The sequence below is a fragment of the Methylomonas sp. PHL2-19 genome (genome assembly GCF_059331595.1).
In genome coordinates this window covers 4,436,804-4,460,374 of sequence record NZ_CP196839.1, presented here as the reverse complement: position 1 = coordinate 4,460,374, position 23,571 = coordinate 4,436,804, and the positions used below count along the sequence as shown (strand labels likewise).

Sequence of the window (23,571 nt, the reverse complement as noted above, 5' to 3'; positions counted from 1 at the left end):
ACATGCATTCCCCGGCCTCCCGCCGGGGCCTCATTGAAGGCTGCGAATATCGGTAATCACCCCGCCCGCCGAAATAGCATTCCCCGGCCTCCCGCCGGGGCCTCATTGAAGGGTAAGCCAAATCTTGCGCGTCGGGCTGACGGAACATTGCATTCCCCGGCCTCCCGCCGGGGCCTCATTGAAGCATGAAAACGGCGTCTTTTTCGCCAGTAACTGTGTTGAGCATTCCCCGGCCTCCCGCCGGGGCCTCATTGAAGCTTACCGGTGCATGTTCTGTTGGTGCCGGCTCGTTATGCATTCCCCGGCCTCCCGCCGGGGCCTCATTGAAGCACATAGCCCAGGCCGATAATCGCCAGCTTTACCGGCGCATTCCCCGGCCTCCCGCCGGGGCCTCATTGAAGCTCGTCCGGTTTGGCGCTGAATTTTGCCTCCAGTGCGCATTCCCCGGCCTCCCGCCGGGGCCTCATTGAAGCTAGCCCGCGCGGTGTCCGGCGAAGCGGGCGTACCGGCATTCCCCGGCCTCCCGCCGGGGCCTCATTGAAGCATGTGCGCCGATAGTAATGGCGTTTGGGCGCGTCGGCATTCCCCGGCCTCCCGCCGGGGCCTCATTGAAGCTCCAAGCTCGAGCCCTAGGTAAAAATCACCTAACGAGCATTCCCCGGCCTCCCGCCGGGGCCTCATTGAAGCAACGGCGGTGCAATCAACGATAACAGTCTATGCACAAGCATTCCCCGGCCTCCCGCCGGGGCCTCATTGAAGCTCAGATACAGCAGTTGGCAACAGCAGTATATGCCTTGCATTCCCCGGCCTCCCGCCGGGGCCTCATTGAAGCATCGGTCCTGTCTGGCGAATCGAACCCCATAACCCAGGCATTCCCCGTCTTCCCGCCGGAGCACTCAGCCCGAACGGCATACCCGTGATAAATAGGGCCGGGTCAATAATCCAAGCGTATTCCCCCCAACCATCTACCTGCTGCCAGCATTTAATTCCACATAAAAAGTGGCTAAACCTTACGCTGTTTGGGCTAGCTGCTATGTTTAGTTGTATCGGATTTAGAGAATCCAAATGCGGGTTATGCGTTAGCTAACGGATACGGGGCGACGGTATGTCGTTCAAGTTCCCTAAATCGTGCAAATCACTATTACCGATCTTCCTGCCATGAATGACATTCTAAAGTTCCTGACCGACAATAATTTTATGCCGCATGGCTATTGCCTGAGCTGGTCGCCGGGTTTGTTGTGGACCTTCGTGATTAGCGATGGCTTGATATTCCTGTCCTACTTTTTGCTGCCGGTTGCCTTGGGTTATTTCGCGCGGCATCGGCAGGATTTTCCGTATGTCCGGGTGTTGTGGTTGTTTGTGGTGTTCATTCTGGCCTGCGGTACGACGCATCTGATGGATGTCGTGGTGATTTGGGAACCACTTTACGGACTCGATGCGTTTGCCAAAGTGGTGACGGCGATAGTTTCGGTGATAACGGTGGCGGTGCTGATACCGCTGATTCCCAAAGCGCTGCAATTGCCCAGTCCGGCGCAGTTACGCGAGGCCAACGCCCAGTTGCAGCAGGAAGTGGCCGAACGTGAGCGGGTCGAGCAGGCTCTGAAGGCGGCGAACGTATTGCTTGAGCAGGGCTTGGTGGCGGAACGTACCCAGTTGGCGGCGCTGGTCAATTCTTCCGACGATGCGATTATCGGCAAAAATTTGGACGGAATCGTTACCAGTTGGAACCCCGCGGCCGAACGTATTTTCGGTTACAGCGCCGTTGAAATTATTGGTCAGCCGATCACGCTGCTGTTTCCCGCCGAACTGGTGATCACGGAAGCCGACTTGCTCCAGCGGATTTTAAACGGCGAGCGGATCAGCAATTACGAAACCCAGCGGGTGCGTAAAGACGGCAGCCGGATCGAGGTCGCCTCGACGATTTCGGCTATCAAAGATGGCGACGGCAAGGTCATCGGCGCGTCGAAGATCGTCCGCGACATCACTGAGCGTAAGCGTATCAAGGCGGCGCTGCGGGAAAGCGAAGCTAATTTCCGTAAATTGTTCGATGTGGCGCCGGTGCCGATGGCGCTGGTCGCCGCCGACGGTACTATGCTGGCTTTGAACCAGTCTATTGCCCGGACCTTTGGTTATACCTTGTCCGACATCCCAACCGTCGAGGATTGGTGGCAGCATGCGTATCCCGATCCGGTTTACCGGCAAACAGTTTTCGACACCTGGCAGAATTTGCAGCAGCGCGCGGCCGAGCAGCAGGCACCGATAGAATCTCACGAATATCAAGTGACCTGTAAAAACGGCGACGTGCGCACCGCCATCATCTCCGGGGTGACGATAGGCGACAATTTACTGGCAACGTTGATGGACATCACCGAGCGTAAGCGTGCGGAGGAGACGCTGCGCAAATTATCCTTGGTAGTCGAGCAAAGCCCGGAGAGCATCGTTATCACCGACCTGGATGCGCGCATCGAATACGTCAACGAAGCCGTGATCCAGACCACCGGCTACACGCGCTCCGAGCTGTTGGGCCAAAAAGCCAGTCTGTTTAAATCGGGCAAAACCAAGCCGGAGTATTTTGCGGTGCTTTGGGATAATTTGACGCACGGCCGGTCCTGGCAGGGCGAGTTTATCAATAAGCGCAAGGATGGCCGCGAGTTTGTGGAATCGGCTATCGTGGCGCCGATTCGCCAGCAAGACGGGCGGATTAGCCATTACATGGCGATCAAGGACGACATCAGCGAGAAGAAGCAGATGCTCCTAGAGTTGGAGAGCTATCGCGAGCATCTGGAAGAATTGGTGGTTGAACGCACCGAACAATTGGCCGATGCGATGCAAGCAGCGGAAGTGGCCAATGTGTCGAAAAGTGCATTTTTGGCGAATATGAGCCACGAAATCCGCACGCCGATGAACGCGATTATTGGTTTGACGCATTTGCTGCAAAACACCACGCTGGATGCCAAGCAACGTGAACAGCTGGCGAAAATTTCGGTCGCTGCCCAGCATTTGCTGGGCATCATCAACGACATTCTGGATTTCTCCAAGATCGAAGCCGGCAAATTGGTGTTGGACATCGGCGATTTCGATCTCGACCAGGTTTTCAAAAGTTTGAACGACCTGATTTGCGACCGCGCCGCCGAGAAAGGTTTGGAAGTGATTAACCGTATCGACCCGGCGCTACCGGCGGTGTTACGCGGCGATGCGCTGCGGCTGGGACAAATTTTGCTCAATTTTGCCAGTAATGCCGTCAAGTTTACCGACGCCGGACACATCGTGTTTCGGGCTAAATTGCTAGCCAAAAATCCGGTGGGGATTGTGGCTCGATTCGAAATCAGCGACACCGGCATCGGCATGAATGCCGAGCAATGCAGCCGTTTGTTTCAAGCCTTCGAACAAGCCGATTCCACCACGTCGCGGCGTTTCGGCGGCACAGGTTTAGGCCTAGCCATCAGTAAGCGTCTGATCGAAATGATGGGCGGCACGGTGGGTGTGCAGAGCAACTTGGGGCAGGGCAGTACGTTTTGGCTGGAATTGCCGTTCGAGTATGCGGTGGGTTCTGCGCTGCAATTGCCTAAGCCGGATATTCGTAAAGGTTTAAAAGTATTGGTGGTAGACGATGTGGCCGAGGCCCGCGAAGCCATCGCCCACATGCTGACGCGGTTCGAGGCGCGGGTGAGCGTCGCCGATTCCGGTTTGGCGGCCGTGCAACAGGTTGCCGATGCCCGGCAAGCCGATGCACCGTTCGATCTGGTGCTGATGGACTGGATGATGCCGGGGGTGGACGGCATTCAAACCGCGCGCCGGATGGGCGAAATCCTCGGCGAGGCCTTACCGAAAATTGTCTTGGTGACCGCCTATAGTTACGACGGCAGCGCCGAGGACTTGTACAGCGTCGGGATTGTGGGGCATCTTGCCAAACCGGTGACGCTGTCGGCCTTACACGATACGATTGCCGGCGTGCTGTCGGGATGGCGGCAAAAAGCGCCCGCGGATGCGCGGCATCCGGATTTATCCCGCCTAAAAGGCCGACGGGTGTTATTGGCCGAAGACAATCTGATCAATCAGGAAGTGGCGTTGGAGTTGTTGCAAGACGCCGGTTTGGTAGTCGATTTGGCCGAAAACGGCCGGATCGCTTGCGATATGGCCGCCAAACAGTTGTACGACCTGATTCTGCTGGACGTGCAAATGCCGGAGATGGATGGTATGGCCGCCAGTCTGGCGATCAGGCGTATGCCGGGGCGGGAAAAGACGCCGATATTGGCCATGACCGCCAATGCCTTCGACGAAGATCGGCGCGCCTGTCTGAGCGCTGGGATGAATGACCATATTCCCAAACCGGTGAATCCGGAGGTGCTGTACGACGTGATGTTACGCTGGATGCCGCCTTTGCCGCCCAGCCCGCCTGCCCGCGGTCATAAAACCCCGGATGAGCAAAACGACGGCAACGCGGCGCTGCTCGAGCGTTTGGCGAACATTCCGGGCCTGGATTTGCAGGCCGGTTTACACAATCTGCAACACAAGCTGCCGTTTTATTTGCGCCAGTTACGCCATTTCGCGCAGCGGCATGCAGCCGAAGTCGACAATATCCGGCATTTATTGGCGGTGGGCGATGGGGAGTCCGCACAAAGAGCCGCGCATTCCTTAAAAAGCAGTGCCGCAACCTTGGGAATAACCCACATCCGGGAGACCGCCGAGGGTATTGAGATCACGTTAAAACAGCGCGCGGCCGCAGCGGCCGAGTCCTTGCAAATTCCGCTCAAACAATTGACGGAGCAACTCTCCTGGTTTATTGCGCAGATTCTCGATGTGTTGCCGGCTGAACCTGCGCTTCAAGACATTTCGCCGCCCACCTATTCCGAGGAAGCGCTGCGTGCGGTGGTCGAAGGCCTGCGGATATTACTGGAGGAGGGCAATATTCAATCGCAAGTTTATGTACAAAACCATCGGGAGCAATTACGGCAAGCTTTTGGCGACGAGGGTGTCGCATCGTTGCTGCGGTATGTCGAGGCGTTTGCTTTCGACCAAGCCTTGGATGTTTTGCGGCGCGATCCGCATCTTTAGCCGGCTCAGACGGGTTTACCCATTTTTACAATTTACCTGCGCCGCTTGATACCGCTGTCGGCGATAATGCCGCTCTCGAACCTGTCGCCGATTTTTTGCCGGAGTTGCAAAGTCATGTCCCAAGCTAATAAATTTTTTATGAATCCGGCCCTGTTTATCACGGGTATGCCGTTCCGGCTGAGTGCGTCCAAGCCCAGGCGGCGGCGTCCTTCGATAAACTCCGTACCTTCAAGGGCATTAAGGCTAACGGGATTTGAGGGCTGGGTTAGCCATAAAGCGTGCCGATTGCTGTTGGCCGGTGCGCTCATGCTGTTAGCGGCTTGTTCTTCCAGGCCGCCGCTGCCCAGTCAGGAAGATCAGCAAGAAAAATTGAGTGAAATATTGAGCAATGGCGGCTACAAAACCGCGCGGAATTTTCCGGTGGATGTTACGCACGACGTCTGGATTTATCAGCAAACGGAACTGGAAGTAGAGCTGGTCGGGCCGAGTGCGCCGGGAAGCTATCCGTTGATTATTTATCTACCCAGCTTGGGCGAAGATGCTAAAGCCGGGCGTTTGTGGCGGGAAACCTGGGCCAAGGCCGGCTATCTGGTGTTTAGCATGCAGCCGATGCCGGTCAGCCAAGCCTTGAAGGCCTTGGAGGCGGAGAGACGCTTCGATGATCCGGAGGAGATTCCGGACGACGAAAATGCGGAGCTGGCGGATGAAAATATGGCGTTGCGACCTGAGCCGACTAGCGGCGGTTGGTTTGGTGACAAGCCTCGTCGGCAATCGCGGACGGCTAGGGAAAGCGAATTGCGTTATGTCGGTCATCAATACTTTGGCGTGGAGAATCTGAAAACCCGCTTGGCGCAACTATTTTGGGCCTATGCGCAACTGCAAACGCGCGCCGGCTTACGACAACCTTTGTATGCGTCTGCCGATTTCAGCAAGGTGATACTGGCGGGCTACGACCTGGGTGCGCAAACCGTGACGGCAGCCTTGGGCGAGAATTTTGGTAGCGGTTTGCCGCGCGCAGACCAATTGAAGCCGGTGGCTGCGATGGTGTTGAGTCCGTCGGTGGATTTGGCGGAAGGCAACGTGCGCAGCCGGTTTCAAGCTTTGCGTCTGCCGATGCTGACGATTACCGGTAGCGAGGATAACGATCCTTACGCGATTAGTTCCGCCGCCGTGCGTACGGCGGTTTGGGAACAGGCCCCGGCCGGCGGCAAATATCTGTTGTTATTGCGCGGCGCCGGGCATCGCTTGCTGTCAGGCAATGAGTTGGGTGGGCGGTTTGGCTTAAGCGGGGTGCGGCGCGGAGACTTCGGCATGGATTCCGGCGGCGGTCCGGGCGGACATAGTGGCGGCGGGCGGCGCGGCATGAGCGCTGGCGGTGCAGGCGGCGGCTTATTTGGCAAAACAGAGCGCCGCGATCCTAACTTGGGTTATAAACAAGTGGCAGCCATCGCCAGTGTGTCCAGCGCATTTTTGGATATGCTGATTAAAAAAGACGAGTTTGCCCAAGCCTGGCTGAATGAAAAAGCCGGCAAATGGCTGGATAGGGCAGGTACTTTACAAGCGCGATAGCCGGCAAAACCTGGGCGTATCGCCTGTTGGCTTTGCCAGTGGACGCGGGCTAAAGTTTGCCCGACCGCTGTGTTTTGCGGACTAGAGCCCGGTTCACTGTGGCAGTTACCACGCGGGCGAATTAAGTCCGGCCAACCAGCGGGCACGTAATTGCTCACGATGAATATACAGCCATTGAATGGCAAGGATGGGGATGCCGGATTCGATCTTGCCGTCTTCCAGCATTTGAAATGCCTCGTCGAATTTGACGGCTGTGACGCGAATGTCTTCATCTTCCTCGTCCAGGCCGTGAATGCCGCCGACCCGGCTGCTATCGACCCGGCCGCAGAACAGGGTAATCCACTCCGATGAGCCGCCTGGGGTGGTGAAGAACTGTTTGATTTCGATCAGTTCTAAAATCTCGCAGCCGGCTTCCTCGCGCGCTTCGCGATAAGCGACGTCTTCAGCGGTTTCACCTGCTTCAATCGCACCGGCCACAATTTCCAGCTGCCAAGCCCGTTCGGGTTGCAGGACCGCGCCGACGCGGAATTGTTCTATCAACACCACTTCGTCGCGGTCCGGATCGTACAGCAGCACGGCCACGCAATTGCCGCGGCGGAACAATTCGCGCTTTAAAGGGGGGCTCCAACCGCCGTTGAACAGCGTGTGTTTCAGGGTGTATTGCTCCAGCCGGAAAAAGCCTTCATACACTACCTGCGTATCCAGTATTTGAAATTGTTTGTCGCTCATCGGCCGTAGCTTACCCGGTAGATGACGCCCAAACTGTCGTCGCTGATCAATAAGCTGCCGTCCGGCATTTGCAGAATGTCGTTCGGCCGTCCCAGTACTTGGCCGTCCGCTGTCAGCCAACCGCTGATGAAGGGTAGTTCGTTATAGGCTTGGCCTTCGCGGAATTTGACCACATTGACCTGGTAACCTTGCGGCACAGTGCGGTTCCAAGAGCCATGTTGGGCGACGAATAATTGCCGGAAATAAGTGTCCGGAAATTGTTTGCCGGTATAAAAACGCATACCGAGCGGGGCGATGTGGGCTTTATATTTCCAGGCAGGCGCTTTAAATTTGTAGCATTGTTTATCGCCGATATACTCGGGGTCGGCAAGGGTGCCGGCGTGGCAATAAGGGAAACCGAAATGCTCGCCTTTTTGATTCCATTCGTTCAATTCGTCGGGCGGTAAGTCGTCGCCCAGATAGTCGCGGCCGTTGTCATTGAAAAACAGATGGCCGCTGCGGGTTTCCCAATCGAAACCCACGGTGTTGCGAATGCCGCGCGCCAGGATTTCCATATCGCTGCCATCCGGGTCCATGCGAATCAGCGAGCCGTAAATCGGTTTGTCCGGGTCGCAGACGTTACAAGGCGCGCCGACGGCGGTGTATAACTTGCCGTCGGGTCCGAAGCGCAAATATTTCCAGCCATGGTGGCGGTCGGAGGGAAACTGGTCGAATACTGTGACTGCTTTGGGCGGGCTGGCCAAACGCTGGCCAACCTCGTCGAAACGAATGATGCGGTGAATTTCAGCGACATATAACGTGCCGTCTTTGTAAGCCACGCCATTGGGTAGATTGAGCTGTTGAATGATCAGATATTTTTGTTCGGCAACACCGTCGCCATCCTTATCCTGTACCGCATAGACGCTGCCTTGCCGGGAACCGACGTAGACCACGCCATTGTCGCCCAGCGCCATTTGCCGGGCGTTGGGAACGTCGTCGGCGAATATTCTGATATTAAAACCCGGCGGCAGGCGCAATTGTTTTAGCACGGCTTCTTGTTCGGGGGTGGCTGCCAGGCATAGCGGTGTAGCGGCAAACAGCATCAATAGCGACTTTATAATTCTCATTTTTATGTCCCTCAAGTAAACTTTGGCAGATGTTAACACTCTATAGCCTTGAATTTAATCTTTGGGCTCCCCAGATTAAACCCACTTTATAACAACACAGGAAAGTTACGCCATGATGAGAATATTGCTGTTTTTGGCTACCAACGTGGCCATTATGATTGCGATCAGCATCATATTTAGTATATTTGGCTTGCAAGGCGCACTGGATGCTCAAGGCGTCAACTTGAACATCGAAGGCCTGCTGGCGATGTCGGCGGTTATCGGTATGACCGGTTCGGTGATTTCATTGTTCATGTCCAAATGGTCGGCTAAAAGCTCAATGGGAGTGCATGTCATCGAGCGGCCGCAAAATCAAACCGAACAATGGTTGATCAGCGTGGTCGAGCGCCAAGCTCGTCAGGCTGGAATCGGCATGCCGGAAGTGGGTATCTTCGATGCGCCGGAAGCCAACGCCTTTGCCACCGGCGCCAACCGTGACAATGCCTTGGTGGCGGTCAGTACCGGTTTGCTGCGCAGCATGAATGCCGATGAAGTGGAAGCAGTGGTCGGCCACGAGATTAGCCACGTCGCCAATGGCGATATGGTGACGATGGCCTTGATGCAAGGCGTGGTAAATACCTTCGTGTATTTCTTTGCCACCATCATCGGCTATGTGGTGGATCGGGTCGTATTTAAAACCGAACGCGGTTACGGTCCGGCGTATTACGTGACGCAAATGGTCGCGCAAATCGCCTTGTCGATTTTGGCTTCGATGCTGGTGATGTGGTTCTCCCGTTACCGCGAATTTCGCGCCGATGCCGGTGGTGCCAACTTGGCAGGTCGGCAAAAAATGATAGGTGCGTTGCGCGCCTTGCAACGTGCGCATGAACCCGCCGAATTGCCCGGCGAATTGGCGGCATTTGGTATCAATGGCGGTGGCGTGCAACGCTTGTTTATGAGCCATCCGCCTTTGGAAGAGCGCATCGCCGCTTTGCAAAACATGCGTTAGAACGCTCCCTTGCCGCGCCGGGTCAACCGGCGCGGCTTTTTTATGGCTAATCAATTCATACGCTTCAAACTTGATTTAAGTTACGACCAATATCTCGCGGTCTATCAAGGCGTCGCCAAAACCGTGGTGACGATTGCCGATGACGGCCGGCGCATCGTCTTTCCTGCCGGCAATATTCAGCGGTATCTAAGCAAATCCGGCATCCAGGGCCATTTTGAAATGGAGTTGGGGGCGGGCAATAAGTTTGTCGGCATCAAAAAGCTGGCGTGACGGCTTAAATCTTAGCCATGTTCGCGTTAATCGTTGATGTCGTCCCGGCGGACTGGCGGGACCCGGAGACCACCGAGAGCACTGGATTTCGGCAATCCATGCCAATGACGGCGTTGACGATCCTTCAATGGCTAACGCAAACATTGCTTAAATCTTTCCGCTATCCCCTCAAGTTAACCATCATCCAAGTTCGCGCCGGCCAACATGCGTCCGGTTTGGTACAGCACCCGCTCGACCTGGCGCTCCGAGATCTGTAATTCGGCGGCAATGTGCTGATGGCGCTTGCCGTCTAGCCGACGCAAGCACCAGATTTGCCGATTGAGCGCGGGTAAGCCGCGCAGCCAGTTTTCGGCTGCCAACCATTGCTGCTCGCCTTGCACCATCCGCTCAGGTAAAGGACAGGGACATTGCCAGTCCTGGTCCAACGCCCCGCCGTCCCGTGCTTGTTGCCGGGCTTGGCTGCGCAGATAATCCAAAGCCAGATTGCCCGCCACCCGGTACAGAAATGCCCGGCAATTGGTGATGGCATCCTGCCCTGCATAGTCGGCAATATGCAAAAAGGTATCTTGCAGCAAGTCGGCTGCCGCCTCCCGGCAATTGACCTGGCGCAGCAGAAATTGCTGCAGCTCGGTTTGGTGGCGTAAATACGCGGCAGTTAAGGATGGATAATGATCGTTCAACATTGGGCATGCCTAATTTTGCCGCATTTATAGCTGTACGTTGACGCTCGTGAGCACCGAGCGACTCTATTCGGTTGGTGAGCAAGCCACCGGCAACCTAACAGTGATTTAAAAATGATCCCTTCCTGATGGGCGATCAGTAGGGTGGATAAGCAGTGCGCATCCACCAAGATTGCCGGATAATTTTCTTTTTTGCGGGGCGTAGGTTGGGGTGAGGTAACGAACCCCAACACGACAACTACTGTCCTCAACGGTACATGGTCAGTATTCTAATTTTACAGACCCCATAACTGTGATTGGCTCACTCGGTAAATTCCAAGCACGATTTGCATAATAAGGTGCTCCGGTAAAATAATATCTTTTATCAAAAATATTATTTACATTAAGCTGCGTAGTTAGTTTTGTTGGGCCAATATTCGTTGTATAACCTGCAAAGGTATCTACCCTCACATATCCTGGTAATTTATAGCTATTTGCATTATCTCCTTCACGAGTTCCGGCAAGATAGCTACCAATACCTACACTTAAGCCTTTTAACGATGATTGTTGAAAAGCATATTTTAACCAAGCGCTTCCAGAATGTTCCGCAACATTAGGCAAACGCTTTCCAATATTATTTCCGGGCGCCCCACCGTCGGCTGTAATGCGTGCATCCGTGAAAGCGTAACTGGCAATAAGGCTAAGTCCGTCTGATAAACGACCGGCGATGTCAACCTCAATTCCTTGACTACGAGCCGCACCAATTGTGTCGTAAATTCCGCCATCACTAACAAGTGTCAGTACATTCTTTTTATCAATATGGAAATAAGCAGTACTTGTTGTTAAGTTTCCATCAAACCATTCTGTTTTAAACCCAGCCTCATACTGTTCGGTAGTTTCTGGCTTTAATGGCTGTCCATTTCCAGACCTTCCATTATTTGTTCCAAATCCTTCTGTCCTATTACCGAATACAGATAGCCATGTCCATGGGCGATACAGAACACCTACACGCGGGCTAAAGAATCCCTCATTTTGCTTTGCCAATGCAATGTTATTAAAGCTCGGTACGTAGCCATTGTAGTTGCCATTTATATCCTCTGAATTTGTATATGAATTAGATGATCCTGAGGCAAGATGTGCCCAATCATAACGACCACCTCCTAATATTTGTAATTTGTCATCAAATAAGGAAATTTGATCTTGGAAATAAAGGCCATACCAAGATGTTTGACTAACGTAGAAATTGTTTGGATGATTGATTCGCTGATTTTCATAAGCGTTGAAATCTAAATTTGGATAAGTTGGGCTATAAAGATTCACTCGGGAGAATGCAAAGCTTCCTCCGCCAAAATCTCCCGGCATTTTATACGGGCTATCGAAAGGCGCATTTGTAGCGCTGAATCCAAAAAAACCACCCGATCTTGTTTCATCAGAATAATAATCACCTCCCAATAAAACGTTATGATTTACTTCGCCTGTTTTAAATTTACCGTTCAAATTAAAATAGGTAAGGTAGGTTTCTTGTGAGTCATCAGTAAATTGAGACCCTCGCCTTACCTTCATCGGATCAGCACCTTGCTCTAATAAAGGCTGAAAAACTGCCACTAAGACTTTACGGTAATGCAAATTAGCCCAGTTGCCGACAAAGCCATTTTGTATCTTCCAGTTATCATTAAATGAATGAGACCAATTAAAATCTAATAAAGTGCTGTCACTTGGGTCTTCGTTAAATTTAAATCCTGGCTGCCCATAATTGGTATTAATTGGAACATTAGCTACCCGATTGCCAATTGCAGGAATACCTGTGTCATAAGGTAGTTTTCGATCCGTGTATTCAAGGCTTAAATTGAATTCGGTTTTGTCACTGGCTTGCCAATGCAATGCCGGTGCGACAAAAATCTGATTTTGACTAACAAAGTCACGAAAAGAATTCCTATCGGTATAGCCAAAATCCATACGATAGGTTAGTGACTTGTCACCAGTCAGGGGGCCAGTTGCCTCCGCAACAGTGCGGTAAAAATCATAAGAACCGAATTGCTGTTGCAATGAATAGTGAGCTTCATCCCGTGGCTTTTTAGTTACAACATTAACCATACCGCCGGGCTCAACCCTACCGTACAACATCGCCGCAGAACCTTTCAAAACCTCAACTTGTTCTACGTTGGCCATATCAGTATTGAAGTTTGAAATTCTTTGCCCGTTTCTAAATCTTGTATAACGTGTACCAAAGCCGCGAATCACGAAATCTTGCCCATTGGCTTCACCGTTCCACACACGCTGAACACCACTTACATTTTTGGTGGCGTCTTCAAGTATTGTCGCCTGTTGGTCACTTAATACTTGCTGAGGAACGACTTGGACGCTTACGGGAGTATCCATCAAGGGCTTATCGGTCTTTGTTGCAGTAATGGAATTTCCGACTAAATAGCTTTCAGTCGAATCATAAACCGCCTTCCCAGCAACCGTCACCGCCGGCAAAGTCGATGCAGCATTGCTTCCGGTTTCTGCAGCCTTAACTGCCACCGCATCCTCCGCCGTAAAGGTATAGGTCAACCCCGTGCCGGCCAGTAACTTTTGCAAGGCTTCCCGCGCGGTAAAGTCACCTTGAATGCCGCTGGTTTGCTTGCCTTTCAGCGCGTCACCATCACTAAAGATTTGGATGTGGGTTTCCGTTGCCAGTGCTTTCAAGGCATCACTCATGCTTTGCGAGGCAATGCTCAGGTGATGGGTCTGCGATTCGGCAAGTGCTGTGCCGGTTGCAGACAGGATTGCCAGTGCCAGCAGGCTGCGACGCGGTTTCCATGTGAATTTTTTCATTCTTGATCCTCTGGTTGCTGAAAGGTCTGTGCCGTTTATTCCGGCTCACTAAGTAAGACAGCTCAGCTTCGAAAATCTGGTCAGCTTGGCTTAGGAGTTTTGAAAAAATTTTGTTTGGTATTTGTAGTCAATGCGTGATTAATGATTCGACTTAGGAACGCCAACCAACGCAAGTCTTTCATCGTTACCAACAGTTTTATTTGCGTTGACCAATGAAGCCAGGCAACGGTTTATGGCTACACATGTTTTGATGGTTGTTTAGCGTTTTGACACACCATTTTATAAAGCTCATACTCATAACTGGTATGACTGGACAGGAGAGATAGATGCATACTTGGCAATTACAAGAGGCGAAGAGCCGATTCAGCGAGGTGGTGGAGCTCAGCCTGAAAGAAGGCCCACAACTGGTGACTCGACGCGGTGAAGAGGCTGTTGTCATCTTGGCCGTTGACGATTATCGGCGCTTAAGCGGTCAATTGCCGCGTTTGAAGGACTGCCTGTTCAATGCGCCACGCGGTGAGGCCTTAGTGTTGGAACGATCCACAGAAGTGATTCGGGATCTGGCTTTGTGAAATATATGTTGGATACTTGTGCGTTCTCTGAGCTAGTCAAGAGTAAGCCCGATGCCAAAGTCCTACAGTGGTTTGAAGCTAGCAAAGCGCACGAGCTTTGCATCAGTGCGATGACTTTGGCTGAATTGCAGCGTGGTGTGAACCGGTTGCCAGAATCAAAGCGCCGATCTGAGCTTACGCTATGGCTACAAGAGTTGGAGATCGGTTTTGAAGATCGAATTCTGGTATTTGACACTAGGGTTGCAAAGGTGTGGGCGCAAATGACGGTTGAGGCAGAGGCACAAGGGAAATCTCTAGCTGCCTTTGACTCGATCATTGCCGCGACTGCCCGAACGCATGGCTGTCGATTGGTTACTCGTAATGTTCGAGACTTCAGCAACGCAGGTATTGAAGCGCTTAATCCTTGGCTGTAAACATGATGGGCTAATCAGCCTCTTGGGACAAAGGGCTGGTTTGTATGCCTGTCAACCTCGGTTCGCAGAAACCACAATCTTGCCACCTTGCAACTGCTGAGTTTTGATCGGCAATGCCGCCTGCAGGGTATTCAGTATTTTGGGCAGGTTGTCGATTTCGAAGCTGGCCGATACCCGAATTTGTTTAAGTGCTTCGCCGCTGTATTGGAAGCTTATTTTGTGATAACGCTGCACCTGATTTAACACGGTTTCCAAAGGCGCCATCTCAAACACCAGCCGGCCACTGCGCCAGGCCATGATGTTGGCAGCATTGGTGGCAATCGGCGCATAGACTTGGCCTTGGTCGTTGTAGCTAATTTGCTCGCCTGCTACCAATGCAGGGTTTTCCTGGTTTTTCGGCGTGCTGCTCAGGTGCAGCCAAAATGCTGATCGGCTGATCACATGATCCAGCCAACGCGCTCCGGTTATTTTGCTGTCCGGAATGATCTGTACTTGTCCTTCAGCGACGGTAACTTGCGTTGTGTTGTTGGCCGAATAGACATTAAAGCGCGTGCCAATATCATGAATACGGCCATTGCCGGCTATCACATCGAAAGGCCGGTCTATTTCATGGGCCACACTCACGTAAACCTCGCCTTTTTCCAGACCAATCAGCCGGCGGTTGCCGGTCATTTTGACGGACAGTTGGGTATCGGTATTCAGGGTGATTTGCGAGCCATCGGCCAAATCAATCGACTTGCGTTCACCGACTGCGGTGGCATAGTAATCGGTTAGCCGATAGTCATTTAAACCAAAAGTCGTGGTCAAAACCAGTAAACCCATCAACCCGGTTGTTTGCGCTTTGCGGATACGTTGTTTGCGCTGGATGCGCTTCGCCCGAGTTTCCTGTGCCGCTTGCCGAGCCGGAAAAGTGGCTGGTTTTAGTTGATCCAGCTGTTGCCAAAGCTGGAGCGCGCGCTCGTATTCAAAGCGGTTGCTGTCATTTTGTGCCAGCCAATCCTGTAGCTGCTGTTCTGCAGCCGTCGTCCACTCGTCCGAATGTTGAGTAAACACCCAAAATCCGGCTTGTTCCTGTGGCGTACCGCTGAGTTTGTAAGTTTTGGATTTCATCTGGCCAGTCTTGTTTGCGCTTTACCTAATAAGACAGTTGAGCCCTGCTTATCGTGTCAGATTATCGCCCAAAAAATCATGCCCCAGATGCTGAATAAGATGTTGCCAGGCTTTGAACACATAGCGTTGCGCCGATTTGCTGGAAATGCCCAGCGCTTCGGCAACCTCTGGGTAACTTAAACCATCCAGTTTGCTCAAGATGAAGGCGTGCTGTACGACTTCCGGCAGTTGCAGCAAAACCGATAGAAAACGCTCCAGTTGCTGCTGGATTGCGACCGTTGTTTCCGGTGCAGGCAGTGGGCAAACCAGTTGCTCCAGCTCTACCGGTTCGTCTGGCGTATACCGCAACCTGACCTGTTCGTGATCGTAGGCGTTTTTGCTGAGATTGGCGGCGGTTTTGAACAAATAGGCCCGGTGGTTTTCGATGGCCGTCAGATTGGGATGTTGCATTAGTCGCAAAAAAGCTTCCTGGGTAATATCTTCCGCGATTGTGACATTGCTTTGGCGTTCAGTGAATGCCAGAAGCTCCTTGCCGTGTCTGCGGAATAGTTTGTCCAGTAATGTATTCATGCATTTTTGATCGAGGCAGGCTTAACGCGGTCAATCGGGTTGGTTTTTTGGGTAGAAAACCTTGTCGGGCAGCAAAAAATATTCCATTTAACTGGCTTCGGGTTTTAGCATGGCATGTGTTTTTCATAAAATATCAATATATTCATTCGGTTAGATTATCGCTAAAACTCTAGTCAAGCCGATATTTTGACAGCGCACCCAGTGCTGGTAAGTAATTTTTTAAGAAAAATCGTGGCATATGACTTATTTTTTGTCCGAATAAGTGAAATCTCATATCCGATAGATATCAGCAATCGTCCAGGCGGGCTCCTGCCAGCAATTTTCCGGTTCGGTACAAGAGGTGTTCGACCTGACGTTCCGAAACGCAAAGTTCCGCTGCGATTTGCCGCTGGTGTTTGCCGTCCAAACGGCGCAGCCACAAAATCTGTCGGTTGAGTAACGGTATGCTATGGAGCCAATTTTCTATTGCCAACCATTGTTGCTCGCTCTGCACAAACCGCTCAGGTTGGGGAGAAGGGCAGAGCCAGTCCTCGTCCAAATTACCGCCGTCCCGCGCTTGTCGCCGGGCTTGGCTGCGCAAATAATCCAAGGCCAGATTACCGGCCACCCGGTATAAAAATGCCCTTTGGTTGGTGATTTGTTTTTGCTCTGGATATTCAGCGATATGCAGATAGGTATCTTGTAGCAAGTCCGCCGCCGCTTCCCGGCAATTGACCTGGCGCCACAGAAATTGTTGTAGCTCGGTTTGGTAGCGGATGTAGGCGGCAGTTAAGGGCGGGTAATGGTTGTTCATCGACTTGTATCAAAAAATTTACCGCTTTTAAAACTGTGCCTCAGCACTTGTGCGCGCCGAACAAATCCATTCGGCTGGAGCGTAAGTCATCGGCAACGCGGCAATGATTTAAAAATAATCCCTTTTGGACGAACGTAGGTTGGGGGGAGGCACGAACCCCAACACGACAAGCGCCCAGCCGCCAACCGACCATGGAAGAGAGATATTAGGTTCAATGGTAGTCAGGGGGCAAACCGGTCAAAATGTTGGGATTCGTTATTTCAAGCCAACCTACGGTCCTACCCAGCGCGAGTAGTAAACGAGCAAACAGATGATTTTGGAGCTAGTAATCCAATCGTAATGATCCGATAAATGAGATAGGTTCTCCCGGCAAGGCTCCAGTGCTATCCTGCACCCGTGAACCCCGGAAATAATCCTTATCCAATAAATTGTCGACATTGAATTGAGTGGTCAACTTCGAACCGCCGATTTTCCAGTTATAAGACACCATGGCATCCACGCGCACAAAGCCGGGCAATTCATAGGTATTATCATTGTTGCCGGCGCGCTGGCCTTGGGCAAACATACCGGCACCGATTTTAAAGCGCTCGTCAGGATGAAAGGTCAGCCACAAGCTGCCTGAGTGTTCTGGGACATTGGGTAAACGATTCCCTTGTTTGGATGTCACCCCCCAGGGTGCAAAGTCATTGTCTTTAGTAAAGATCGCATCGGTATAGGCATAAGTGCCGAGCAGGCTCAAGTAATCGGTGAGCTCGCCGGTCAGGTCAAGCTCTATCCCCTGGCTTCTTGCCTCGCCAACAGGAATTCTATAGGGCAGGCCCGGCACGCCGGTCAACATGTTTTCCTTGGTTAAATGGTAGTAGGCGAGATTCGACGACAAACGGCCGTCGAAAAACTCGGTTTTAAATCCAATTTCATATTGAGTGCCAACTTCCGGCTTATTGACCGTTTTGGTGGGGGTTAAGCCGTTATTGGTACCGATGGATTCCACGTAATTGCCGAACACGGATAGCCATTCCCACGGTTGATAAACGATACCGAATCGGGGATTCAATCGGTTGTCTTCTCTATCATCAATACTGATTGGCTCCGAGCAACAACCGGTACCATAGTCCAGGATGTCGTAACGCGCGCCGACCAAGAAATGCAATTTATCCCATAGGGTGATTTGGTCCTGTGCGTAAACACCATACCATTGATCTTTTTCCTGCCACCAGAAGTCGTTTGGTACGGCGTTGATCGCATTGGCATCCAGCATGTGATTATTAGGATTAAAAATATCCAGCGCCGGTATCACACCATAGGTCCAATGGTTGTCATAGGTATCGGTGGTAAGCTTAAAGTAATCGCCCCCTATCAAGAGCTTATGCTTTAGGCCGAAGGTGTCGAATTCGCCGGAAATATCCAGATTGGTGGCAAAACTTTCCCTGTCTGTTGGCCCCGTCATCAAGGCTCGATTGATCGTTTGCTTGTCGGCATTGATGCTGCCCGCCGGGAAAATCGAGTTGAATTCGTGTGTCCATTCATGCCAATTGAATTTGTGTTCTATCTTCCAATGGTCATTGAAGCGATGCGAAATAATGGTGGCGATTTGATTGCTATCCATGGAGCTATTGTTAACCGCCGCATCGCCGACAAAAAAACTTTTGGGAACCTGCGCAGGACGGTTGCCGACGGCAGGAATACCAAAATCCATCACATAGTCGTCATGTTGGTGTTCGAGCTGCACCGTCATCTCGGTTTGATCGGAAAGGCGCCAAGTCAAGGATGGGGCGACATAAATCCGCTCGTTCTCGTTGTAATTGCGGAATGAGTAGTTGCTCGAATAGGCAATATTTAAACGGTATAGCAATGATTTATCGTCGTCAATTGGGCCTGTCGCATCTGCCGTTGTGCGATACAAGTCGTAAGAACCGAACTGTTGTTGCAGAGAATAATGCGCTTTATCCAGTGGTTTCTTGGTAACGTAATTAACCAAACCTCCGGGCTGGGTACGACCATAAAGCATGGCCGCTGCTCCTTTTAGAACCTCAACCCGCTCCATGCCAGCAGGCTCGAAGTAGCCCGTGTTTTGCCTGAGACCATCCCGGTAAATGTTTGCTCCTAAGCTAAAGCCACGAACAATAAAGCCTTGGTACAAATCGCCGAAGTCGAAATTGCGCTGTACGCCGCTTACATTCCGGATAACTGCGTCGTCAAATACGACAATTTGCTGATCATCCATCACAGCTCTAGGCACAACCTTGATAGACATCGGCGTTTCCATGATCGGCGTATCTGTCTTGGTTGCCGTGGATGCGTGAGATCGGTTGTAATCAGGGTTGTAGGGATCGGTCGAGTCATAAACCGCCTTCCCCAAAACCGTCACCGCCGGCAAAGTCGATGCCGCATTACTCCCCGAATCCACCACCTTGATAGCCAGCGAGTCCTCACCGGTAAAGCTATACGTCAGACCGCTGCCTGCCAGCAGTTTTCTAAAACCTTCTTCCACGGTGTACTCGCCATCCAGCCCGCTAGTGGTTTTGCCATCGGTCAATGTGGCTTCTGCTGAAAATAACAGTCCGGAACTCGTCGCAAACTGCCTTAAGGCCTGACTCAAGGAGCCGCCGCCAATATGGTAGCTGCGCTTAATGCTGGCGTGGCCGTTACTGCTTTCCGCATGGACGGGAGCGGATACGGTTAATGCGGAGGCCAGTAGAATGCCTTGTATAGCCAGGTGCAGTCGAGAGGGCTGTAAGTCGTGCTTGCTGATGTGAAAGGTCGATGACATCGGTTTTATCTCCTTTAAAAAATGCGGTTGTCATCACCTATGTCAATCGAGACTGAAAAAGCGGAACTCGAACTTGAAAATATTTTTTAAATAATTTTTAAGTGGCTGTTTTCGTTAGGAAGAAATTGGTATTTTTTGCAGTCGGCGCAAAGAGAGCAAATAACATTGTGGACCGAGTATCAAGCAGTGATGCGCTTGTGTACATACAAAAAAGTTATACAATGCTTGCATGGAGCGATATTTTGAGTGGGATGACAAGAAGGCGGCAATTAACTACCGCAAACACGGCATCCGGTTCGAAGAGGCCGCGCTGGCCTTCGATGACCCGCTTGCCGTTTCAGAGCAAGACCGTATCGAGAACGGTGAGCAGCGTTGGCAGACCATCGGCATGACGAGTGGTTGTCTACTGCTATTGGTGGCGCACACAGTGCGCTTTGAAGACGAGGGTATTGAGGTGGTACGCATCATCAGTGCCCGTCGCGCGGATCGCAAGGAACGGAGGCGTTATGAGTATGGTTAGATATAAGCAGGGCGAGTTGCCGCCTTTGACCGAAGAACGTAAGGCAGAACTCAAGGCGCTGGCGGAAATGCCGGACAGTGAAATTGACTACAGTGACATTCCGCCGCTGGATGAATCCTTCTGGAAAAACGCCGTGCGTAATCCGTTCTATAAGCCTACCAAGACCTCTACCACGGTGCGTGTGGACACTGACGTGCTGGCCTGGCTGAAGAGTCAGGGCAAAGGCTATCAGACCCGCATCAATGCCATTTTGCGCGAAGCTATGCTGCGGTCATTGCATGATAAGGGTTGAATACAGCGCAGCAACAATTAGCTTAACGCGGCAAAACTTTTACCCAGAAAGGCAGCGGATAGGAGAGTTTGACCGGCAAGTTGGTAGCCAACGAAGCCAGGATTTTGTCGGTATCCTTGAGCGGGAAGGAGCCGATGATGCGCATGTCGGCAATTTCCGGCGCGCAGGTGACGTAACCTTGCCGGTAACGATTCAGTTGTAGCAGAAACTCGCTGAGTGGGATGTCGTCGGCGACGATGACGCCTTGGGTCCAGGCGGGTTTGTCGAGTTTGTTTGGCTGTATGGGTTCGATGCGATCAGCTGCAAACCGGGTATTTTGTCCGGCATGTAGCTGCTGTTTTGGGCTGTTAGGATGGATTGGCTGAATCTCTACGCTGTCGGCAAACACCGTGACCTCGCTGCGGTCGGCTTGCTGGCTGACGCTAAAACGGGTGCCCAGCGCCCGAACTCGGCCATCCTGGGTATCGACCACAAAAGGTCGCTGCCAAACCGCGTTATCCTTGGCGGTCTCGATATAAATTTCCCCGGAGACCAGTTGCAAGCGCCGCAAATCAGCGCCGAATGCCAAGTTCAAGGCGCTGCCGCTGTCCAGCGCCACTGTCGAGCCGTCCGCCAAGGTGATTGTTTGGATTTGGCCTTGGGCGACTTGGTAATCCGCCGTCCAGGCTTGCCAATAGCCGGCACGCGAAAACTGCCAGCTCGCCAAGCCGACGCCGCCGAGCAATACCAAATGTTTGATGGCGCGTCTGCGCTGCAAATCCGGCGCCGTCAAGGCGGCTAACGCGGCTTTGGGTGGCAGCGATTTGAAGCGATCGATATGAAATTCCACTCTGGACCAAGCGGTTTGATGGTCAGGATGTGCAGCTAACCAGGCTTGCCATTGCGCGGTTTCATTGGCTTGCACTTGTCCGGAGCGGAACAACGCAAACCACTCGGCCGCTTGGGCCAAGATACGTGGGTCGATTTCCGAGTGGCGTGTGTGCTGCATCGGGGTTTAATAGCCGGCGCTCAGGCACTGAAACATGGCTTGCGCCATGTATTTTCTGACCATGCGGTCACTGACGCCCAATTCCCGACCGATTTCGGCATAGGTGCGGTCGTCGAGTTGCGCCAACAAAAAGGCCTTACGCACTTTTGCCGGTAGTTGATTGAGTAATTCGTCGATTTCCCGCAAGACTTCGAGCACGATGGCGCTATCCTCCGCCGAAATGACCCGCTCCTCGGGATAGGCCGCGAGTCTCGCCAGGTAAGCCTGTTCAATGCTGTTGCGCCGCCAGTGATTGATCAGCAGGCGTTTGGCGATAGTGGTCAGGTAGGCGCGGGGTTCGTTGAGACTTGGTGTGTCTTTTGCGGCGATGACGCGCAGAAATGTATCTTGGGCATGGTCTTCCGCCTGCAGGCGGTCCTGCACCCGTTTTTCCAACCATTGCAGTAGCCAGGGGTGGTGGTCCTGATACAGGCGGGTGAGGTCTTGTTGGCCGTCGTCAATACACTCTGTGCTCATCGATTTAGTTTTACATGCCCAGGTTACAAAAGGTCTTACGCTTTGCCGTTAATGCTTTCGGCCTTAGCGGCCCCGCTTTTTTTTGCAAACTCAAAACTAAGCAAGAACTGCTCCGAAGTCGTTAATTTAGTAGGCTTGTCTGTTTGGGGTTTTGAAAAAATAAATAAAATCATTTTCTTACAGTTGCTCACGCTAATGCGCATGGTCGAGCCGGGGAGTGCGCTGCTTCGAAACCGGATGTCTAAAATGCGTGATTTGGCGTATTTTGTTTGGGAATGCGTGAAATCACCTAAATCCCCCGCGCCCCGCCGTTGAGGTATGGATCGGCTCTGTTACACGCCATCGAAATGGGTGTGGTTCAACGGGGGGCGTAAGTTAAGATGTGCAAAAACTCATCGGCTTAAACGACATGTCTCATTCCAATGCCCCGCACTCGGAAACAAGGCGGCTGTTCAATATCTTCAGCGGCTCGGTTGGCAACCTGGTGGAATATTTTGATTGGGCCATTTACGCCGCGTTTGCCTTGTACTTTGCCCCGGCTTTTTTCCCGGAAACCGATCAAACTGCCCAGTTGTTGAATAATGCGGCGATATTTGCGGTGGGCTTTATTTTTCGGCCTTTGGGCGGATGGTTGCTCGGCAGTCTGGCAGACCGCAAAGGCCGCAAAAGCGCTTTGCTGCTTTCGGTCAGCTTGATGTGTTTAGGATCCTTAATCATCGCTTGCACGCCGGGCTATGCGGTAATTGGTATGTGGGCGCCGGCCTTGTTATTGTTCGCCCGCATGTTGCAGGGCTTTAGTATCGGCGGCGAATACGGCAGCTCCGCCACTTATCTAAGCGAAATGGCCGCACCCGAGCGGCGCGGCTATTACTCCAGTTTTCAATACGTCACCATCGTCTTGGGGCAAATTCTGGCCCTGGGTTTATTGATGCTCTTGCAAAAATGCCTGTTGAGCAGCGCAGAGCTGCATGATTGGGGTTGGCGTATCGGCTTTATCGTCGGCGGCTTGCTGGCGGTGGTGGCGATGGGCTTACGCGGCAATATGGCCGAGACCACGGCTTTTGTCGAACAACAGACTTTTCCCGGCCAACGCGCCCAGCTACGGGAACTGCTGAACTATCCCAAACCGGTAATGACGGTGGTGGCTTTGACCGCCGGCGGGACCTTGTCGTATTACACCTTCACCGTCTACATGCAAAAGTATCTGGTCAACACCACCGGCTTTAGTAAGGACGATGCCACCACAATCTGCACGCTGGCTTTGATCGTGTTCATGTTGCTGCAGCCGTTGTTCGGATTAATTTCGGACTACCTCGGCCGTCGCACGATGCTGATTGCTTTTGGTGCCGGTGCAACCCTGTTTACCGTGCCATTGCTTGATCTATTGGGCCACGCGCAAACCATGGCTTCGGCGTTGGGTTGGTATGTTTGTGCATTGCTGATTGTCTCGGGCTATTCGTCAGTTAACGCCATCGTCAAAGCCGAGCTGTTTCCGGTGCATATTCGAGCTTTGGGGGTGGGGTTTCCCTATGCCTTGACCGTAGCGATATTCGGCGGCACCGCCGAGTATCTGGCTCTGTGGCTGAAAAGCCTGGGACACGCGGAATGGTTTGCATACTACGTTAGCGCATGCGCGGCCGTATCGATGCTGGTGGCCTTTACGATGAAAGAGCCGATGCGGGGGTCGCGCTTGGATTGCTGACTTATTAGATCGTCCGATTGCTAAATAACATACAGGGGCGATGAATCTGCATGTTTCGAAGCGGGCTTTTTAAAAATAGCGAGCCCTTAGATCGCGCAGGGGCTCAAGTATAACTCATGGAGTCCCGCCTTC

General features: G+C 52.4%; 21 protein-coding genes and 1 CRISPR repeat array (1 of these 22 running past the window's edge). Of the genes, 9 read left to right on the top strand and 12 right to left on the bottom strand.

Going from position 1 to position 23,571, the window contains the following annotated elements; genetic code table 11:
- Window positions 1-832: direct repeats of the CRISPR family, unit length 36 nt; unit sequence GCATTCCCCGGCCTCCCGCCGGGGCCTCATTGAAGG; it reaches 1,367 nt to the left of the window's first position.
- 326 nt (window positions 833-1,158) lie between these two features.
- Entirely contained in the window at window positions 1,159-5,055 is a 3,897-nt protein-coding gene (locus tag ACR02O_RS20525; protein ID WP_494522335.1) for a PAS domain S-box protein, read from the top strand.
- A gap of 32 nt (window positions 5,056-5,087) precedes the next feature.
- On the opposite strand, the gene ACR02O_RS20520 is transcribed toward ACR02O_RS20525, so the two are convergent.
- Window positions 5,088-5,363 carry a hypothetical protein gene (locus ACR02O_RS20520; RefSeq protein ID WP_494522334.1) on the bottom strand — a complete coding sequence of 92 codons (276 nt, stop codon included), beginning with the start codon at window positions 5,361-5,363 and terminating at the stop codon, window positions 5,088-5,090.
- On the opposite strand from ACR02O_RS20520, the gene ACR02O_RS20515 reads away from it, so the two are divergent.
- Window positions 5,362-6,624, top strand: a complete 1,263-nt coding sequence (locus ACR02O_RS20515; RefSeq protein WP_494522333.1) for an alpha/beta hydrolase — start codon at window positions 5,362-5,364, stop codon at window positions 6,622-6,624. The genes ACR02O_RS20520 and ACR02O_RS20515 overlap by 2 nt on opposite strands.
- A gap of 105 nt (window positions 6,625-6,729) precedes the next feature.
- On the opposite strand, the gene ACR02O_RS20510 is transcribed toward ACR02O_RS20515, so the two are convergent.
- Both ACR02O_RS20510 and ACR02O_RS20505 read right to left on the bottom strand, forming a co-directional pair.
- Window positions 6,730-7,353: an NUDIX domain-containing protein gene (locus ACR02O_RS20510; RefSeq protein WP_319961257.1), complete on the bottom strand. Its 624-nt coding sequence runs from the start codon at window positions 7,351-7,353 to the stop codon at window positions 6,730-6,732.
- Window positions 7,350-8,459 (bottom strand): PQQ-dependent sugar dehydrogenase, encoded by a 1,110-nt coding sequence (locus tag ACR02O_RS20505; protein WP_319961256.1) that lies wholly within the window; start codon window positions 8,457-8,459, stop codon window positions 7,350-7,352. The genes ACR02O_RS20510 and ACR02O_RS20505 overlap by 4 nt, the downstream gene beginning before the upstream one ends.
- Before the next feature lie 112 nt (window positions 8,460-8,571).
- Between ACR02O_RS20505 and htpX the strand changes: the two genes are divergently transcribed.
- Window positions 8,572-9,447 carry a protease HtpX gene (gene htpX / locus ACR02O_RS20500; RefSeq protein WP_494522332.1) on the top strand — a complete coding sequence of 292 codons (876 nt, stop codon included), beginning with the start codon at window positions 8,572-8,574 and terminating at the stop codon, window positions 9,445-9,447.
- Window positions 9,448-9,489: 42 nt separating this feature from the next.
- Complete coding sequence (locus ACR02O_RS20495) at window positions 9,490-9,717, top strand: DUF2835 domain-containing protein (RefSeq protein ID WP_033157240.1); 228 nt, start codon at window positions 9,490-9,492, stop codon at window positions 9,715-9,717.
- A 173-nt stretch (window positions 9,718-9,890) separates the two neighbouring features.
- Here the strand turns inward: ACR02O_RS20495 and ACR02O_RS20490 are convergent, their stop codons facing one another.
- The gene (locus tag ACR02O_RS20490; protein WP_494522331.1) at window positions 9,891-10,400 is read right to left on the bottom strand and encodes an RNA polymerase sigma factor; all 510 of its coding nucleotides are present in this window, start codon (window positions 10,398-10,400) and stop codon (window positions 9,891-9,893) included.
- A 258-nt stretch (window positions 10,401-10,658) separates the two neighbouring features.
- A complete protein-coding gene (locus tag ACR02O_RS20485; RefSeq protein WP_494522330.1) occupies window positions 10,659-13,193 on the bottom strand; it encodes a TonB-dependent siderophore receptor in 2,535 nt (844 codons plus the stop codon).
- Window positions 13,194-13,519: 326 nt separating this feature from the next.
- Between ACR02O_RS20485 and ACR02O_RS20480 the strand changes: the two genes are divergently transcribed.
- Together ACR02O_RS20480 and ACR02O_RS20475 are read left to right on the top strand one after the other, a co-directional pair.
- Window positions 13,520-13,765, top strand: a complete 246-nt coding sequence (locus ACR02O_RS20480) for a type II toxin-antitoxin system Phd/YefM family antitoxin (protein WP_494522329.1) — start codon at window positions 13,520-13,522, stop codon at window positions 13,763-13,765.
- A 5-nt stretch (window positions 13,766-13,770) separates the two neighbouring features.
- Window positions 13,771-14,178 (top strand): type II toxin-antitoxin system VapC family toxin, encoded by a 408-nt coding sequence (locus ACR02O_RS20475; protein WP_494523477.1) that lies wholly within the window; start codon window positions 13,771-13,773, stop codon window positions 14,176-14,178.
- 51 nt (window positions 14,179-14,229) lie between these two features.
- Here the strand turns inward: ACR02O_RS20475 and ACR02O_RS20470 are convergent, their stop codons facing one another.
- The 4 genes from ACR02O_RS20470 to ACR02O_RS20455 form a co-directional block, all read right to left on the bottom strand.
- Window positions 14,230-15,288 (bottom strand): FecR family protein, encoded by a 1,059-nt coding sequence (locus ACR02O_RS20470; protein ID WP_494522328.1) that lies wholly within the window; start codon window positions 15,286-15,288, stop codon window positions 14,230-14,232.
- A 48-nt stretch (window positions 15,289-15,336) separates the two neighbouring features.
- Complete coding sequence (locus ACR02O_RS20465) at window positions 15,337-15,858, bottom strand: RNA polymerase sigma factor (protein WP_033157047.1); 522 nt, start codon at window positions 15,856-15,858, stop codon at window positions 15,337-15,339.
- 286 nt (window positions 15,859-16,144) lie between these two features.
- The gene (locus ACR02O_RS20460; protein WP_494522327.1) at window positions 16,145-16,651 is read right to left on the bottom strand and encodes an RNA polymerase sigma factor; all 507 of its coding nucleotides are present in this window, start codon (window positions 16,649-16,651) and stop codon (window positions 16,145-16,147) included.
- A 322-nt stretch (window positions 16,652-16,973) separates the two neighbouring features.
- Entirely contained in the window at window positions 16,974-19,421 is a 2,448-nt protein-coding gene (locus ACR02O_RS20455; RefSeq protein WP_494522326.1) for a TonB-dependent siderophore receptor, read from the bottom strand.
- Window positions 19,422-19,650: 229 nt separating this feature from the next.
- Here ACR02O_RS20455 and ACR02O_RS20450 point away from each other — a divergent pair, with 229 nt between their 5' ends.
- Window positions 19,651-19,941, top strand: coding sequence for a BrnT family toxin (locus ACR02O_RS20450; protein WP_494522325.1), 291 nt, complete (start codon window positions 19,651-19,653; stop codon window positions 19,939-19,941).
- A complete protein-coding gene (locus ACR02O_RS20445; RefSeq protein WP_415880060.1) occupies window positions 19,928-20,233 on the top strand; it encodes a BrnA antitoxin family protein in 306 nt (101 codons plus the stop codon). Before ACR02O_RS20450 ends, ACR02O_RS20445 begins: the two co-directional genes overlap by 14 nt.
- A gap of 22 nt (window positions 20,234-20,255) precedes the next feature.
- On the opposite strand, the gene ACR02O_RS20440 is transcribed toward ACR02O_RS20445, so the two are convergent.
- Genes ACR02O_RS20440 through ACR02O_RS20430 form a run of 3 tightly spaced genes read right to left on the bottom strand, consistent with a single transcriptional unit; the run spans window position 20,256 to window position 21,940 of the window.
- Window positions 20,256-21,221 carry a FecR domain-containing protein gene (locus ACR02O_RS20440; protein ID WP_494522324.1) on the bottom strand — a complete coding sequence of 322 codons (966 nt, stop codon included), beginning with the start codon at window positions 21,219-21,221 and terminating at the stop codon, window positions 20,256-20,258.
- A 6-nt stretch (window positions 21,222-21,227) separates the two neighbouring features.
- On the bottom strand, window positions 21,228-21,737 hold the full coding sequence (locus ACR02O_RS20435) for a sigma-70 family RNA polymerase sigma factor (RefSeq protein ID WP_494522323.1): 510 nt from the start codon (window positions 21,735-21,737) through the stop codon (window positions 21,228-21,230).
- Between the two features lie 35 nt (window positions 21,738-21,772).
- Window positions 21,773-21,940: a hypothetical protein gene (locus ACR02O_RS20430; RefSeq protein WP_494522322.1), complete on the bottom strand. Its 168-nt coding sequence runs from the start codon at window positions 21,938-21,940 to the stop codon at window positions 21,773-21,775.
- A gap of 206 nt (window positions 21,941-22,146) precedes the next feature.
- On the opposite strand from ACR02O_RS20430, the gene ACR02O_RS20425 reads away from it, so the two are divergent.
- The gene (locus tag ACR02O_RS20425) at window positions 22,147-23,439 is read left to right on the top strand and encodes an MFS transporter (RefSeq protein ID WP_494522321.1); all 1,293 of its coding nucleotides are present in this window, start codon (window positions 22,147-22,149) and stop codon (window positions 23,437-23,439) included.
- The last annotated feature ends 132 nt before the right edge of the window (window positions 23,440-23,571 follow it).

Bases quoted from the DNA above. Each gene is read 5' to 3' on its own strand.
- ACR02O_RS20445 (WP_415880060.1), top strand. From the start codon at position 19,928: ATGAGTATGGTTAGATATAAGCAGGGCGAGTTGCCGCCTTTGACCGAA.
- ACR02O_RS20460 (WP_494522327.1), bottom strand. From the start codon at position 16,651: ATGAACAACCATTACCCGCCCTTAACTGCCGCCTACATCCGCTACCAA.
- ACR02O_RS20520 (WP_494522334.1), bottom strand. From the start codon at position 5,363: ATGAGCGCACCGGCCAACAGCAATCGGCACGCTTTATGGCTAACCCAG.
- ACR02O_RS20515 (WP_494522333.1), top strand. From the start codon at position 5,362: ATGCTGTTAGCGGCTTGTTCTTCCAGGCCGCCGCTGCCCAGTCAGGAA.
- ACR02O_RS20470 (WP_494522328.1), bottom strand. From the start codon at position 15,288: ATGAAATCCAAAACTTACAAACTCAGCGGTACGCCACAGGAACAAGCC.
- ACR02O_RS20465 (WP_033157047.1), bottom strand. From the start codon at position 15,858: ATGAATACATTACTGGACAAACTATTCCGCAGACACGGCAAGGAGCTT.
- ACR02O_RS20505 (WP_319961256.1), bottom strand. From the start codon at position 8,459: ATGAGAATTATAAAGTCGCTATTGATGCTGTTTGCCGCTACACCGCTA.
- ACR02O_RS20475 (WP_494523477.1), top strand. From the start codon at position 13,771: ATGTTGGATACTTGTGCGTTCTCTGAGCTAGTCAAGAGTAAGCCCGAT.
- ACR02O_RS20510 (WP_319961257.1), bottom strand. From the start codon at position 7,353: ATGAGCGACAAACAATTTCAAATACTGGATACGCAGGTAGTGTATGAA.
- ACR02O_RS20455 (WP_494522326.1), bottom strand. From the start codon at position 19,421: ATGTCATCGACCTTTCACATCAGCAAGCACGACTTACAGCCCTCTCGA.
- ACR02O_RS20495 (WP_033157240.1), top strand. From the start codon at position 9,490: ATGGCTAATCAATTCATACGCTTCAAACTTGATTTAAGTTACGACCAA.
- ACR02O_RS20435 (WP_494522323.1), bottom strand. From the start codon at position 21,737: ATGAGCACAGAGTGTATTGACGACGGCCAACAAGACCTCACCCGCCTG.
- ACR02O_RS20485 (WP_494522330.1), bottom strand. From the start codon at position 13,193: ATGAAAAAATTCACATGGAAACCGCGTCGCAGCCTGCTGGCACTGGCA.
- ACR02O_RS20450 (WP_494522325.1), top strand. From the start codon at position 19,651: ATGGAGCGATATTTTGAGTGGGATGACAAGAAGGCGGCAATTAACTAC.
- ACR02O_RS20525 (WP_494522335.1), top strand. From the start codon at position 1,159: ATGAATGACATTCTAAAGTTCCTGACCGACAATAATTTTATGCCGCAT.
- ACR02O_RS20430 (WP_494522322.1), bottom strand. From the start codon at position 21,940: ATGCGCATTAGCGTGAGCAACTGTAAGAAAATGATTTTATTTATTTTT.
- ACR02O_RS20425 (WP_494522321.1), top strand. From the start codon at position 22,147: ATGTCTCATTCCAATGCCCCGCACTCGGAAACAAGGCGGCTGTTCAAT.
- htpX (WP_494522332.1), top strand. From the start codon at position 8,572: ATGATGAGAATATTGCTGTTTTTGGCTACCAACGTGGCCATTATGATT.
- ACR02O_RS20480 (WP_494522329.1), top strand. From the start codon at position 13,520: ATGCATACTTGGCAATTACAAGAGGCGAAGAGCCGATTCAGCGAGGTG.
- ACR02O_RS20440 (WP_494522324.1), bottom strand. From the start codon at position 21,221: ATGCAGCACACACGCCACTCGGAAATCGACCCACGTATCTTGGCCCAA.
- ACR02O_RS20490 (WP_494522331.1), bottom strand. From the start codon at position 10,400: ATGTTGAACGATCATTATCCATCCTTAACTGCCGCGTATTTACGCCAC.